The 14,865-nt window shown below is 45.1% G+C and carries 12 protein-coding genes; 9 read left to right on the top strand and 3 right to left on the bottom strand.

Features of this window, described 5'->3' with window-relative positions:
- Window positions 1-3: 3 nt before the first annotated feature.
- The 3 genes from CKK33_RS01390 to CKK33_RS01400 all read right to left on the bottom strand — a co-directional run bounded on the left by CKK33_RS01390 (window position 4) and on the right by CKK33_RS01400 (window position 3,666).
- Complete coding sequence (locus CKK33_RS01390) at window positions 4-1,215, bottom strand: sensor histidine kinase (RefSeq protein WP_095702387.1); 1,212 nt, start codon at window positions 1,213-1,215, stop codon at window positions 4-6.
- 70 nt (window positions 1,216-1,285) lie between these two features.
- Complete coding sequence (locus CKK33_RS01395; protein WP_095702388.1) at window positions 1,286-1,885, bottom strand: tRNA-(ms[2]io[6]A)-hydroxylase; 600 nt, start codon at window positions 1,883-1,885, stop codon at window positions 1,286-1,288.
- A 125-nt stretch (window positions 1,886-2,010) separates the two neighbouring features.
- Entirely contained in the window at window positions 2,011-3,666 is a 1,656-nt protein-coding gene (locus tag CKK33_RS01400) for an SUMF1/EgtB/PvdO family nonheme iron enzyme (RefSeq protein WP_095702389.1), read from the bottom strand.
- A gap of 229 nt (window positions 3,667-3,895) precedes the next feature.
- Here CKK33_RS01400 and porV point away from each other — a divergent pair, with 229 nt between their 5' ends.
- The 9 genes from porV to CKK33_RS01445 all read left to right on the top strand — a co-directional run bounded on the left by porV (window position 3,896) and on the right by CKK33_RS01445 (window position 14,865).
- On the top strand, window positions 3,896-5,074 hold the full coding sequence (porV, locus tag CKK33_RS01405) for a type IX secretion system outer membrane channel protein PorV (protein WP_233138127.1): 1,179 nt from the start codon (window positions 3,896-3,898) through the stop codon (window positions 5,072-5,074).
- Window positions 5,074-5,556: a 2-C-methyl-D-erythritol 2,4-cyclodiphosphate synthase gene (ispF, locus tag CKK33_RS01410; RefSeq protein ID WP_095702390.1), complete on the top strand. Its 483-nt coding sequence runs from the start codon at window positions 5,074-5,076 to the stop codon at window positions 5,554-5,556. The genes porV and ispF overlap by 1 nt, the downstream gene beginning before the upstream one ends.
- Before the next feature lie 80 nt (window positions 5,557-5,636).
- Window positions 5,637-6,935, top strand: coding sequence for a hypothetical protein (locus CKK33_RS01415; RefSeq protein ID WP_143822878.1), 1,299 nt, complete (start codon window positions 5,637-5,639; stop codon window positions 6,933-6,935).
- Window positions 6,936-7,053: 118 nt separating this feature from the next.
- On the top strand, window positions 7,054-9,900 hold the full coding sequence (uvrA, locus tag CKK33_RS01420; protein ID WP_095702392.1) for an excinuclease ABC subunit UvrA: 2,847 nt from the start codon (window positions 7,054-7,056) through the stop codon (window positions 9,898-9,900).
- A 119-nt stretch (window positions 9,901-10,019) separates the two neighbouring features.
- The gene (locus CKK33_RS01425) at window positions 10,020-11,012 is read left to right on the top strand and encodes a glycosyltransferase family protein (RefSeq protein ID WP_095702393.1); all 993 of its coding nucleotides are present in this window, start codon (window positions 10,020-10,022) and stop codon (window positions 11,010-11,012) included.
- A gap of 70 nt (window positions 11,013-11,082) precedes the next feature.
- The gene (locus CKK33_RS01430; protein ID WP_095702394.1) at window positions 11,083-12,069 is read left to right on the top strand and encodes a DUF6427 family protein; all 987 of its coding nucleotides are present in this window, start codon (window positions 11,083-11,085) and stop codon (window positions 12,067-12,069) included.
- 45 nt (window positions 12,070-12,114) lie between these two features.
- Window positions 12,115-12,807, top strand: coding sequence for a phosphoribosylformylglycinamidine synthase subunit PurQ (gene purQ / locus CKK33_RS01435; RefSeq protein WP_095702395.1), 693 nt, complete (start codon window positions 12,115-12,117; stop codon window positions 12,805-12,807).
- Complete coding sequence (locus CKK33_RS01440) at window positions 12,807-13,547, top strand: type III pantothenate kinase (protein ID WP_095702396.1); 741 nt, start codon at window positions 12,807-12,809, stop codon at window positions 13,545-13,547. The genes purQ and CKK33_RS01440 overlap by 1 nt, the downstream gene beginning before the upstream one ends.
- On the top strand, window positions 13,540-14,865 hold the full coding sequence (locus CKK33_RS01445; RefSeq protein ID WP_095702397.1) for an outer membrane protein transport protein: 1,326 nt from the start codon (window positions 13,540-13,542) through the stop codon (window positions 14,863-14,865). Before CKK33_RS01440 ends, CKK33_RS01445 begins: the two co-directional genes overlap by 8 nt.

Below are 14,865 nucleotides of genomic sequence, written 5' to 3' on the forward strand. Positions count from 1 at the left end.
TTATCAGCTATATAAAGTAAGTATCACGGTAAATTGGTTATTTTCCTCGTTGATGTTGAGGATGTGTTTGCCGGGGTAAAGATATTTCAAACGCTCACGCGTATTAGTAATACCAATACCGGTACGCTCCAGGTTTTGGTTACGCTCAAATATGGGGTTTACGCAAAAGAACACAATAGCATCGGGCTTTACCAGCAGGTTAATGTCGATATTGCTTTGGTGCTGTTTACTTATACCGTATTTAAACACATTCTCCACGAAGGTCATCAATAGTATAGGCGCTATCTTTCTATTCGTCAGATCGCCTTGCACGGTAAAGCTAACCACGTTTTTGGCACCTAAGCGTAAGCGCTGAAGATCAATATAGTTGGCAATGCAGCTCACCTCATTCTGGAGGTCAACAAAATCTTCTTTCACCTCATCGGTAACGTAGCGCATAATGTTGGATAGCTTCATGATACTATCCGCCGTGTACTCATTGTTGGTGATAGCAAGCGTGTAGATATTATTAAGTGTGTTGAATAGGAAATGCGGATTGATCTGGGCTTTTAGAAATGATAATTCCGCGCTCGCTTTTTCAGCTTCGGCGCTAATGGCCCGCTGCTCGGTAGTTTGCCATTGTACAACAGTTTTAATAGCGGTACTCAAGGCCATGATCATCAGGAACAGGAACAAGCTCGACGAATCAAAATGCCTCCTTCTGCCATTGCGCCATCGCTCCCTGAACTGGGGAGGTGGCATTCCGCCGGGAGATATTCGGGCTCTTTGATTACTGTCAGGCTGTTGCATGTTTTGTGGCGGCGGTGGCTGTTGTCCATTGCTATCGGGCTTAAAATTGAGAGAAGCGCCCGCCGGAAAACCCATCGGTGGCGGGCCAAATTGCGATGCGGCCATTTGCGCAAAGGCCTTTTTATTTATGCTATGTAATAACTTATCGTAAGGTTTAAGTACATATACAGCACTAAGCAGGCAAAAGCAGATAATAGCATAATCAATATATTTTTTCCTGAGAAAGAACCTCGGAAAAAGGAAGTTAGTGTTGAGATAAAAGAGGGAAATATAAGTAGCACAAAATAGCCAGTAATAAGGAGACGCAATGATAGTGCCCATGGAAACGTTGCCATCGGGGCCGTTCAGGAACAACAGCGGGAAAGCCATAAATAACAGCCAGCAGGCTATATGTATAAGTACCGAAAAGGTTTTTAAGCGTAGCATCCCCAAAAGAATGGTTAATCAGCTTAAAAATAAGTAAAGTATCGGTAAGCAGGCAGTATGTGTAGACGAATTACCCGTGTATGGTTTCGGCTTTGCCGTAGTTTTGTATCACCTGCGCTTCGTAAGCCAAAAACTCCGTCCAGCGTTTGTCAACATCTACCTCAACAGCGTATTTTTTTGCCAGCCGGATAAACATGGCATAATGTGTAGCCTCGCTTACCATCAGTTCGTAGTAAAAGTCTGCTAATTCCTTATCATTAATATTGTCAGACAGCACCTTGAAGCGTTCGCAGCTGCGCGCCTCTATCATGGCTGAAAATAAAAGCCGGTCTATCAACTGTGCTTCACGCCCGCCTCCTATAATGATAAACTTGCGCAGCTCGTTCACGTAATTGTCTTTACGTTCTCGGCCCAAAGTGTAACCGCGTTGAATTATGAGCTGGTGAACGCGTTTAAAATGTTCCATTTCTTCCTGCACCAGGTCGCTCATTTCCTGCACCAGGTCGCTTAGGTTGGGGTTTTGTACAATTAACGTAATGGCGTTGCTGGCCGCTTTTTGTTCGCAAAAGGCATGGTCGGTAAGCAACTCTTCAATGTTACTTTCCACAACGTTCTTTACCCACAAAGGGTCGGTAGGTAATTGCAGCTTTAAAATGGTTTTCTCGTTCACAACTACAAAGATAGGGGTTAAAAGCAGAAAGGTGAAAGACTAAAGGCAAAAGCAAAACATCGCTGTAAAACAAAAAAGCCGCATCTTAAATAAGAAGCGGCTTTAGATATTCTGTATTACTAATTTTAGCGTGCCTTAAAGTTTTTTGCCTTTTTAACCGGCAGGTGAGGTTTTCCCTGTGGGTGTATCTCCGGCGCGCCCACCATAGTCATGGCGCAACGGAAACCTACTTCGGCGCTTGATTCATCCTGGTCCATAAAACGGCGTGCGGCAGGGTTTAACCAGTAAGCCATATCATTCCATGAACCGCCTTTGTACACCTTAGAGTGGTTATTCACCAAAGTAGTGGTGCCATAAAGCGCGGTATTAACAGTATCATTAAATCCTCGAAAATCGGCTGTATATGCTTTACCGGCTAAAGGATCTTTGGTTTGCGGCGTAGATGCACCAGCCTGCCCATTATTGCCGTTGGCGCCCTGTTGTTGGTTAGCCGCTTGCCCGCCCTGTTGCATGGCAAGCATTTCGCTGTATTTAAGTTTTTTATTTGAACGTGCCGGGTCTTTTATAGGACGGCCGTATTTATCTTTTGCGTAAAGGCCTTTTGAGGGATCAGACAGGCGTTTGTTGGAAAACTCGTTACCACGGAAAGGATTAAAATCATCCACTTCTTCAAACGATGTTTGGCGGTAGGTATCTGCCACCCATTCGTTTACATTTCCGGCCATGTTGTACAAACCGAAATCATTAGGTTCGTATGAACGTACCGGCGCAGTAATGTCGGCCTTATCATTCAAACCACCGCCAACACCGGCGTTATCGCCGCTGCCACGTTTAAAGTTAGCCAATATTAAACCCCTGGTCTTGCTTTTTGGCGAGCGTACGCCAAGGCCGTTCCATGGGTATATTTTACCATCGTTAATGTTTTCAAACTGAGTATTACCGGCCAGGGCAAGAGCAGCGTATTCCCACTCCGCTTCAGAAGGCAGGCGGTAACCTTGTTTCAGTACACCATCCTCCATACGTACCGGGCGCACGGCGCGGCCATTTTTACCGGTACCTGTATTTTTAGCGTTAGGGTTAAGGTCTGGTATCATTTTTTTACCATCAATACCCTGGCCGCGATATTGCCCGTTCAGGTAAATGTCAGTATTAAATGGCTGATCGGCTCCGGCACCTGCCGAGGCGTTACCCTGCCCCTGTTTGCCTGCTTTATCTTTCCAGGCAACCAGGTTACCGCGCTCACGCAATATGTTCTCATTCGTACGGTCGGTTCTCCATACACAATAGTCCTGTGCCTGGTCCCAGGTTACACCTACCACCGGGTAATCCTGAAAAGCCGGGTGACGAAGGTAATTATCAACGTAAGGTTCGTTGTAAGACAGCGGCCTGCGCCACACTAAAGTATCCGGCAGGGCATTATAATAAAGTTCCTGGTCGTTAGGGAAAGTAATATTTATCCAGTGCAGGTAATCGAGCCAATCCTGGTTAGATACCTCTGTTTCATCCATATAAAATGAAGGCACGGTAACCCTGCGCCTAACGTTGTTATATTCATAGGTAATATCCTGGTCGGCACTGCCACCCAGTACAAAAGTACCGCCTTCTATAGGTACAAGGCCTGGGCCGGGGGTTGGGTGCGTTTGTCTGAAACGCAAATAACCACCGTTGGTCCTGTCATTATAGGCCATGCCGGTTTTTTGCGATTGCTCCTTTTTACTGCAGCTGCTAAGCATCACACCTAAACCCAACATCACTAAAGCAGTATTAGTAATTACTCTCATGTTTATTTTGTAAATATTTGCTGGTAAATTTATAAAAAAATCAATAACAAATTCTCGTGTTAGAGGGCATGGGCAAAGCCGTTTACACCCTGTGGCTTTTTTAAACGGATAAAACCTACCGGCGGTTACAATTATTTGTACAAAATGGTAAAGCCACTGCGCTATTATTACGTATAATAGCGCATTATTTTTTGTTACTTATTAAAAATAATAAGATTAAATTGCACCAATGAAGTTTTTGAACACTAAGCACCTTGCACTAATTATATTGCTCGGCTTTCCTGCTTTCGCAAAAGCACAAAGTTCAACCAATGGTAGTGGCGCCAACGCCATACCTACGGCGGTGCCTTTCCTTAACATCACGCCCGATTCGCGCTCGGGTGCCATGGGCGATGCAGGCGTTGCGCTGTCGCCTGATGTTAACGCCAATTACTGGAACCCCGCTAAACTGGCCTTCTTAGAAGAAAACCACAATATATCGGTATCATACAGCCCATGGCTGCGTAACCTGGTGCCTGATGTTAGCCTCTCTTACCTCAGTTACGCGCACAAGATTGACGAGCGCAACAGCATTGGCGCATCATTACGATATTTTAACCTGGGGTCGATACAACTGATCGATGGTAACCAAACCGACCAGGGATCCTATACCCCCAATGAACTTGCACTTGATGTAGCTTTCGCGCGTAAATTTGGCAACAACCTGTCGTTAGGCTTGCAGGCACGCTATATTTATTCCAACTTTAGTAACGGTTCGTTCGTTACCGGGGGCAGCCAAACCAACAAGGCGGGAAAAGCTTTCGCGGCAGGCGTATCGCTATATTACGTTAAAGGTTATGGCGATAACAAAACCTTTTCATTTGGTACCAATATCTCTAACATAGGAACCAAAATAAGCTACGCGGATAACGGCCCCTCATACTTCCTGCCTACCAACTTAAAATTAGGCGTGGCCAATTCATGGAGTATTGATAGTTTGAGCAAGTTCACTGTAGCATTTGATGTGAATAAGCTACTGGTGCCTACCCCGCCCATCCGTGATAACCAAGGCAATATTATTCGCGGGCATGATGATAATGTATCTGTTCCAGCCGGTATATTCCAGTCGTTTGGCGATGCCCCGGGTGGCTTTAGTGAGGAGCTTAAAGAGTTTACCCTATCGCCCGCGGTAGAATATATGTATAACGACCTGCTTGCAGTGCGAGCCGGATATTTTTACGAGAACCCCCAAAAGGGCGGCCGCCACTACCTTACCACCGGTTTTGGTGTAAAGTATAAAGATTACCGGTTTGATTTCGCTTACCTTATTGCCAGCCAGCAGAACAGTCCGCTGGCCAACACCCTGCGTTTCACCCTTTCGGCCAGTTTTGGTGGTACAGGCAACGCGTCAACAGCAGCAAAAAAATAATGGCTAAAATAAAAGTAGGCTTTGGCTTTGATGTACATCAGCTCAAGCAGAACCACCCTTTCGTTTTGGGTGGTGTTACCCTCGAACATACCAGCGGCGCTTACGGCCATTCTGATGCAGACGTAATGTTGCACGCCATTTGCGATGCCCTTTTAGGCGCGGCTAACCTGCGCGATATTGGCTACCATTTCTCCAATAAAGACGACCGCTGGAAAGGCATCAGCAGCCTTATCCTCTTGCAGCATGTGGTAAAACTACTGGACGAAAAAGGCTGGAAAATAGGCAACATCGACGCGATGGTTTGCCTGGAAGCACCCAAAATTAACCCGCACATACCTGCTATGCAAGCCAATATTGCCAAAGCGGCGGGGATTGATATAGAAGACATATCTATTAAAGCTACTACCAACGAACAGCTTGGCTTTATTGGCCGCGAGGAAGGTGTGGTGGCTTATGCGGTATGCTTGATCGAGAAGGGGTAAAAAACTTTCAGGTTTAATGAAAGACATGTGTATGATATCAGTGTAACAACTTGTCGTAATATCACGTCTTAACTCCCGACATGAAAACAAGAAACCTTTTCCTATTCTTTATGCTGTACACTGCATTATGCAGCCGCGCTCAACAGCCGGATCATAAAAAAGTCTACACTTCAGATATTGATCATTTCTGGCAAGCCTTTGACAGCATAGCCACAACTACCGACACCTTAAAGCAGGTAGATATGATGCAACGCATATATGTAGACCAAGGCACACCCGGCCTAAAGGCGTTTATGAAAGCGAGAGATTACAATGCTGAGTTATGGGTAAAACTCATTCATCGCTATCCCAAGTTCTGGAAAAGCATCAGGAGTAATACACTTAGCGTTAAGGAACAGGTACCCGCCATCAATAAGAGTATAGATAACTTTGTAAAGCTTTACCCCCAGGCAAAGCCTGCGAAAATGTATTTCACCGTAGGCGGCCTGCGTTCCGGAGGCACCACTACCGATGATATGGTGCTCATAGGAGCTGAAATTGCCACGGCAGATGAACACACTGATGCCTCAGAACTTAATGATTGGCTTAAAAACGTTTTTAAAAATCAAAGTGGCGCCAATTTAGTGGCGCTAAATGTACACGAGTACGTGCATACCCAGCAAAAAATGAGTGATGCGGAACTTTTACTTGCACAAACTATTAAAGAAGGCTCGGCAGATTTCGTAGCAGAACTGGCAACCAAAATACCCAATAACAGTGCTTACATGGTATACGGCAGGGCGCATGAACAGGAACTAAAAGATAAATTCCGCATTGAAATGTTCAGTACCTCTACCCGCAACTGGTTGTATAACGGTTCTGATAATCCCCATCCTGATCTGGGCTATTTTATGGGTTATGTTATTTGTAAGGCCTATTATCAGCATCAAACTGATAAAAAGAAGGCTGTAAAAGATATTCTGGAACTTAACTACGGTGACGAGAAACAGGTAGAAGATTTTTTAGAACGATCACAATATTATCAACAACCCATTAATAAGCAGGAATTGATAGATGCTTATGAAAAACTGCAACCCATAGTCACCATCCTGTCGCCGGATATCAATGGTAAAAAAGAGGTTAGCGCCAGCTTAACCGAGCTTACCATTAATTTTTCGGAGCCTATGGCCAAAGGTTATTCTATAAGTTTTGGCGAAGGCGGCAAAGAGCATTTCCCTTTATCAGGCGTTATTGGTTTTTCAGAGGATAAAAGGTCCTTTATAGTAAAAATGGCTTTGCAACCGGGCAAAATTTATGATTTCATCATTACCGGGCGGTCGTTTTCATCACAGGCAGGCTACCCGCTAAAATCATACACCATACACTTTGAAACACACTAATGCTTAATGTTTGCAAGGTTAGGTAAAACCATCGCTTTTGAGTAACTTTGCGAAAATTTTTAGTAAACCGCCGGGAGCTAAAACCCTGGCAGCGTTTATGATGTTTCCATAGAGATATATGAGCGAAAAAATAGTAGATCTGGGCGAGCAAAGCGAAGTTGAGGTTTATGGCGCACGGGTACATAATTTAAAAAATATCGACGTTTCTTTTCCGCGCAACAAACTGGTGGTGATTACCGGGCTTAGTGGCAGCGGGAAATCATCATTGGCTTTCGATACCATTTATGCCGAGGGCCAGCGTCGTTACATGGAAACATTTTCAGCCTACTCGCGCCAGTTCATGGGCGGTATGGAGCGGCCTGATGTGGACAAGGTATCAGGCCTTAGTCCGGTAATTGCTATTGAGCAAAAAACCACCAGTAAAAACCCACGCTCAACCGTAGGTACCATTACCGAGATATATGATTTTATGCGCTTGCTTTTTGCCCGCGCGGGTGATGCCTATAGCTACACCACCGGCGAGAAGATGGAGCGGATGAGCGAAGACCAGATACTGAAAACCATCGCCGAAAAGTTTGACGGTCAGCCGGTAAATATTTTGGCACCGGTGGTTAAAGCGCGTAAAGGGCACTACCGTGAGCTGTTTGAGCAAATACGTAAACAAGGCTATTTGAAAGTTTACGTTGATGGCCAGATAATGGATGTAGAGCCCAAAATGCAGCTGGACCGTTACAAGATACACGATATTGATATTGTGGTTGACCGCCTGGTGATCAGCGAAGCCGATAGTAAGCGTTTGTATACCTCCGTTCAATCAGCGTTAAAAACAGCTAAGGGTATTATCCGTATTGCGGATAAGGATAATAACGTATCCTATTTTAGTAAATACCTGATGGATCCGGTATCAGGCATCTCTTATGATGAGCCGCAGCCTAATACCTTCTCGTTCAACTCACCTTATGGTGCCTGCGAAAAGTGTAATGGCCTCGGCTATATTTTTGAAGTGGATGAAGCTTCGGTGATCCCTAATCCCAAGCTGAGTATTATGAATGGTGGGCTTGCGCCTATCGGCGAATACCGCGAAACCTGGATATTCCAGGTACTGAAAGCTCTTGCTAAAAAGTACGACTTCTCCTTATCTACTCCCCTGGAGAAACTTACACGCGAACAACTGGATATCATCCTTAACGGTACGCCGGACATGATCACCGTACCGGTAGAATACAATAAATGGAACGTACAAAACTACCAGATCAGTTTCGACGGTATTATCCGTATGCTGGAAGAGCAGCAGGAACGCCGCGGCGATGAAGGTATTGATGACATGGAGAACTACCGGGTGTTGCGCACCTGCCCGGTTTGTAACGGCGCACGCTTAAAGAAAGAGTCGCTGCACTTTAAGGTTGACAAAAAGAACATCTTTGAACTGGCCTGCATGGACATTACCACGCTTGATGCCTGGTTCACCGGCCTGGAAGACCGCCTGAGCGAGCGCCAGAATGTGATCGCTAAAGAGATATTGAAAGAGATCCGTGCACGTATAGGCTTCCTGCTTGATGTTGGCTTGAGTTACTTAACGCTCGACCGTACCGCTAAAACACTATCAGGTGGCGAAGCGCAGCGCATCAGGCTGGCAACGCAGATAGGTTCGCAGTTGATGAACGTCATGTACATTCTGGACGAACCCAGCATAGGCCTTCACCAGCGCGATAACGAACGTTTAATAAATGCGCTTAAAAACCTGCGTGACCTGGGCAATACCGTATTGGTAGTAGAGCACGACAAGGACATGATACTGGAAGCCGACCATGTGATAGACATGGGCCCGGCAGCCGGCGTACATGGCGGTACTGTGGTGGCTCAAGGCACCCCGACACAGTTAATGAGCGCTACTACGCTTACCACATCTTACATTAACGGCAAAAAGGAAATAGCCGTCCCTAAAAAACGCAGGGAAGGTAATGGCAAAGTTTTAAGCCTTAAAAAGGCGACAGGCCATAACCTTAAAAAAGTTTCGGTTGATTTCCCGTTGGGTAAACTGATAGGGGTAACGGGAGTATCGGGCTCTGGTAAATCCAGTTTAATTATCGAAACCCTTTATCCTATTCTTAATCACCACTTTTTCCGGGCCAAGAAGCATCCGCTTCCATATGAGAAAATTGAGGGATTAGAGCATATTGATAAAGTAATTGAAATAGACCAAACACCTATTGGCCGTACGCCGCGCTCAAACCCGGCTACCTACACAGGCGTTTTCTCTGATATCCGCAACCTGTTTGTGGCTTTGCCGGAGTCGCGCATACGTGGTTACAAACCCGGCCGTTTCTCGTTCAACGTAAAAGGTGGCCGTTGCGAAACCTGCCAGGGTGCCGGCATGAAGGTGATAGAGATGAACTTTTTGCCGGATGTACAGGTCCCTTGCGAAGAATGCCAGGGCCGCCGCTACAACCGCGAAACTTTGGAAGTACGCTACCGTGGAAAATCTATCAGCGATGTGCTGGACATGAGCATTGAGGATGCTACGCCATTCTTTGAGCATATCCCGTCCATCTACCGTAAGGTAAAAACCTTGAATGATGTCGGTTTGGGTTACATTACCCTCGGCCAGGCGTCTACCACCCTATCCGGCGGTGAGGCCCAGCGCGTGAAACTGGCTACTGAGCTTTCTAAAAAAGATACCGGTAACACCTTCTATATATTAGATGAGCCAACCACCGGTTTACACTTTGAGGATATTAACGTACTCCTCGGCGTGTTGCAGCAACTGGTTGATAAGGGCAATACCGTATTGGTGATTGAGCACAACCTGGATGTAATAAAAGTGGTTGACCATGTGATAGACGTAGGCCCAGAAGGCGGCGCAGGCGGAGGCAAGATATTATTCAGCGGCACGCCCGAAGGGCTTTGTAAGGTTAAAGAAAGCTTTACCGGCAGATTTCTTAAAAAGGAAATGAATATTAAATAAGTTTGATGCAAGAATAGCAAATCCGGTACCTTATTCTTAGTTGCCGGCTTTACGCTTATTTCATCATTTAATAATTTTCAAAACACATTTCTTTACTAAATTGCCGCCAATTCTATTCTATGAAAATATTGTTCGGTATACAGGGTACAGGTAACGGCCACATCAGTCGCGCCCGTGAAATTGTGCCCCTGCTGCAGCAATATGGCGATGTTGACCTGTTGGTAAGCGGCACCGAAGCCGAGGTAAGTCTGTCCCAGCCGCTTAAGTATAAATTTCATGGTTTCAGCTTTGTATTCGGGAAGAATGGCGGTGTTGATAATTGGGCTACTTTCAAGATCATGAACCTGCGCCAGTTATGGAAAGATATGCATAGCCTGCCGCTGCAAGACTATGACCTGATCATTAACGATTTTGAACCCGTAAGCGCCTGGGCCTGCCGCCTGCAAAAAGTACCATCGGTATCGTTAAGTCATCAATGCTCATTCGTTTCCAGTAAAACGCCACGCCCTGCCAAATGGAACTATGCTGAATGGCTATTTAAATATTATTCGCCTACCACACACCATATCGGCTTTCATTTTGAACGGTATGATGATTTTATACATACCCCGGTTATCCGCGGTGATATCCGCCGGATGGAAACTTCTGATAAGGGGCATTACAGTGTTTATCTGCCGGCTTACAGCGATAAAACACTGGTAAAGCACCTAAGCCAAACTCGTGATGTAGAATGGCACATTTTTAGTAAACGACAGAAAACACCTTATCGTGAAGGAAATGTGCAAATCTTTCCGGTAAACAACGAGGCTTTTAACGCCAGCCTGGCCAGTTGTACCGGCCTCCTTACCGGAGGCGGCTTTGAAGGCCCTGCCGAAGCGCTATATCTGGGCAAGAAGGTTTTGATGATACCTATGAGGGGGCAGTATGAGCAGCAATGCAACGCTTTATCCGCTTCAAAACTGGGGGTAGAGGTAATCCATACCATAGGCCCTGATTTTGTACAACGTATTAATAAATGGCTCGGCGATGATAAGCGCATCGTAGTAGATTTCCCTGACGAAACCGCGCAGATAGTGGATAACATGGTGAAACAATACGCCAGGCAAAGGTAAACCCCACCACACCTCACTTTTATTTACGTGTATTTGTGTTAATTTTGCCGCTTCAGGTAACCGCCCGTGTATGATCAATATTTTCAAGGCATTTAATCCGCTCAATGTACTATGGCTGGCTATCCTGGTGTTCATACTGCGCCTTGGCTACATTATTGAAGCGCCCGATAAACTACAGTTTGTTTTTGTTGAACCCTTTGCCCGCCTTTTACTTCCGGTTGGCTACGAGTATGCCTTCTCGCCGGTAGAAAATGTTTGTATAGCAGCCATATTGGTGCTGGCACAAGCCCTCTTGCTTAATTTCCTGGTAAACAAGTATAACCTGCTGGGCCGGTCAACCTTTTTACCTTCATTAATGTACGTTACGGTTACGGCACTTTTTCCGCAGTTCCTGGTACTTAGCGCGCCGCTCATTTGTAATTTCCTGCTGATATGGATGTTATTTAAGCTTTTTAGCTTTTATAAGGGCGAGGATGCTAAATCAACCGCGTATGACCTGGGCATGATCGTTGCGCTGGGATCCATCATTTACCTGCCCTACATTTATTTATTCCTGAGTATATGGATAGGTCTGGTTATTTTTAAACCCTTTAATTGGCGCGAGTGGATATCAGGTATACTGGGTTATATTACCGTTTTTTTCTTTTTCGCGGTTTACTATTACCTAACCAATCACCTGCACAGCTTTTACCAGATATGGGCACCATTAGGAACTAAATTTCCTAATAGTATTAACATCAAGTATCTTAATTACCTTGTATTGATCCCTGTTATCATACTTATTGGCTTGTTTTTGTACAGCTTTCAGCAAAACTATTACAAAAGCTATGTGCAGGTGCGTAAATCATACCAGCTATTGTTTTTCATTTTTTTAATAGGAGGCTTATCCTTCTATGTTAAAAGCCGGTTTAACCTGCAGCATTTTTTGCTTTGCGCGGTGCCTGTAGCGGTATGCATATCCTATTATTTTGCTTACGCCACGCGCAAGTGGTTGTACGAAAGCCTGTATTTACTGCTGCTTATCAGCGTTATATATTTTCAGTTTAACACTTTTTAACTTTTACATTCGCTCATATTTGAGCGGTTATGTTAGCTTTGTATCATGAAATTTGGTGTAGTAATTTTCCCCGGTTCTAACTGCGATGAAGATATCATCCATGTGCTACAAAATGTAATGGGCCAGCAGGTAGTACGGTTATGGCATAAAGACCATGACCTGCAAGGTGCTGAGTTTATTGTATTGCCGGGCGGCTTCTCCTTTGGCGACTACCTGCGTTCAGGCGCTATCGCCCGTTTTTCGCCTATCATGCAGGAAGTTATCCAGTTTGCTGCCAAAGGCGGTAAAGTAATGGGTATTTGCAATGGCTTCCAGATATTAACCGAGGCAGGCCTTTTACCAGGCGCCTTGTTGCATAACCGCAACCGTAAGTTTATCTGCCGTAACATTTACCTTAAGGCGCAAACACCAAACTCTTTGGTTACCCGCGGTATTGATCCGCAACGCGCGCTTAAGATACCTCTGGCACATGGCGAAGGCAATTATTTTGCCGATGCCGATGTTTTAAAAGCGCTGAATGATAACGACCAGGTGCTTTTCCGCTATTGTGACGAAGCCGGTAATATTACCGATGACAGCAACCCCAACGGATCATTAGAAAATATTGCAGGTGTTACTAACAGCGGGCGTAATGTTTTCGGCTTTATGCCCCACCCCGAGCGTGCCGCTGAAGCACTGGTAGGCAACCAGGATGGTTTGGCCATATTTGAATCAATACTGTCACTGGCTAACGCCTGATGCTGATACTGGCTGCAGATATTGGCAATACCTTAACCAAACTGGCTGTTTTTGATAACAACCAAATGGTACATATCGGGCAGCATGAACAGGTGAGTACAGAGGATATTGAAGTTTTGCTGAGCAGGTATAACATCAGTAAAATCATTATCTCCACTGTTAAAGGCCATGAAGAATGGCAAAAGCAGCTTAGCGAACGGTACGAGGTAGTAATGTTTGACAGCCATATTAAGGCAGGCATCATTAACCACTATAAAACGCCTCATACACTCGGCACCGACAGGCTGGCGGCTGTAATAGGCGCCAATAATTTATACCCCGGAACTAATAATGTGGTTATAGGCGGTGGTACCTGCATCACTTATGATTTTATTGATGCCAATACAAATTATTTTGGCGGCAGCATATCACCGGGCTTAAATATGCGTTATAAAGCGGTTAATTATTATACAGCGGCATTGCCACTGTTAACTGCCGATGACCGTTTTGAGGCCAATTATGGGGATGATACCGAGTCGGCCATCCGATCAGGCGTACAAAACGGCATAAAATACGAACTCGAAGGGTTCATTAACAACTATACAAAAAACGGTATAACAGCGAATGTTGTACTGCACGGGGGCGACAGTATTTTTTTTGATACTCTATTGAAAAATAGCATCTTTGCCCCCTATATTAAAATTGAGCCTTACCTGGTTCTAAAAGGATTAAACGCAGCGATACAAAAGCATAATGACTAAATATTTAAGGCTTACCACTCTTCTGTTACTACTTTGCACTACGGCTCTAAGTGTTAAGGCGCAAAACACCGCAACAACCAGTTCGCCGTACTCGCGCTTTGGCCTGGGCGATATTGTACCACAGGTATTGCCTCAAAATATTGGCATGGGTGGCATAGGTGTGGCAACAAACCGTATAAGTGGTTACAACAACGTAAACACATTAAACCCTGCTTCATACGGCCTTATTGGCCTTACCGCCATTGATGTGGGTATTGCCGGCAGTTTTAACACGCTTGAAAAAACAGGCCAGGCATCGCAAACCAATTCAAACTTCAGGTTAAGCCATATTATGTTTGCCATACCGGTAACTAAACGGTCGGCCCTGAGTTTTGGCCTTATGCCGTACAGCCAGCTGGGTTATAGCTACAGAAGCATAAGCCCTAATTTTGGCACCGGCGATAAAGCCGATACCAATGCCGTCAACTACATTTACAGCGGCGATGGCGGCCTTAGTAAATTTCATGTGGGTTATGGTTTTGGTATAGGCAGGCACTTGTTCATAGGCGCCAACGCGGCCTACATTTTCGGTAACCTTAAAGAAACGCAATCTACAGAGGTACCTACTGTAGCCACTTTCCTTAACTCCAGAATAGAAGAAAGCAACAGCATCAAAGGCTGGACTTACGACTACGGCGTTCAGTATGTTTTTGATTTCTCACAGCGTAAACATTTAACACTGGGTTATTCTGCATCAGCCAATACCAAACTCAACAGCGTAAACAGCCTTATTGTAAGCAGCTATTACCGCAACGCGAGCAGTGGTAACGAGGGTATCCCTACAGATAGTTTGATCAACAGGCAGCAACCTTCTGCCAAGATACAATTGCCTATGACCAACCGTTTCGGTATATCTTACCAATATGATGGTAAATACCTGATAGGCGCCGACTATACCATGACAGATTGGTCAAAGCTGAGCATAGCAGGCGTAAATAAAGGCTTGCAAAACAGCCGTACTATTAATGTGGGCGGGCAGTTTACGCCAAATATCAACTCACTTAACAACTACTTCGCATCGGTTGATTACCGCTTCGGTTTCATATACGATAAAACGTACATGAACATCAACAACACTGATATTAAACGTTATGCAGCCACCTTTGGCCTGGGCTTACCCCTGCGCGCAAATTACAGCAGCATTTACAAGATCAACTTTGCCGCTGAAGTCGGCAGGCGTGGTACACTGGTAAATAACCTGGTAAAAGAAAACTATATTAACCTGCATCTGTCCTTCACTCTTAACGATAGGTGGTTCCAGAAATATAAGTTTGATTAA

The organism is Mucilaginibacter sp. MD40 (genome assembly GCF_002288635.1).
GTDB lineage: Bacteria > Bacteroidota > Bacteroidia > Sphingobacteriales > Sphingobacteriaceae > Mucilaginibacter.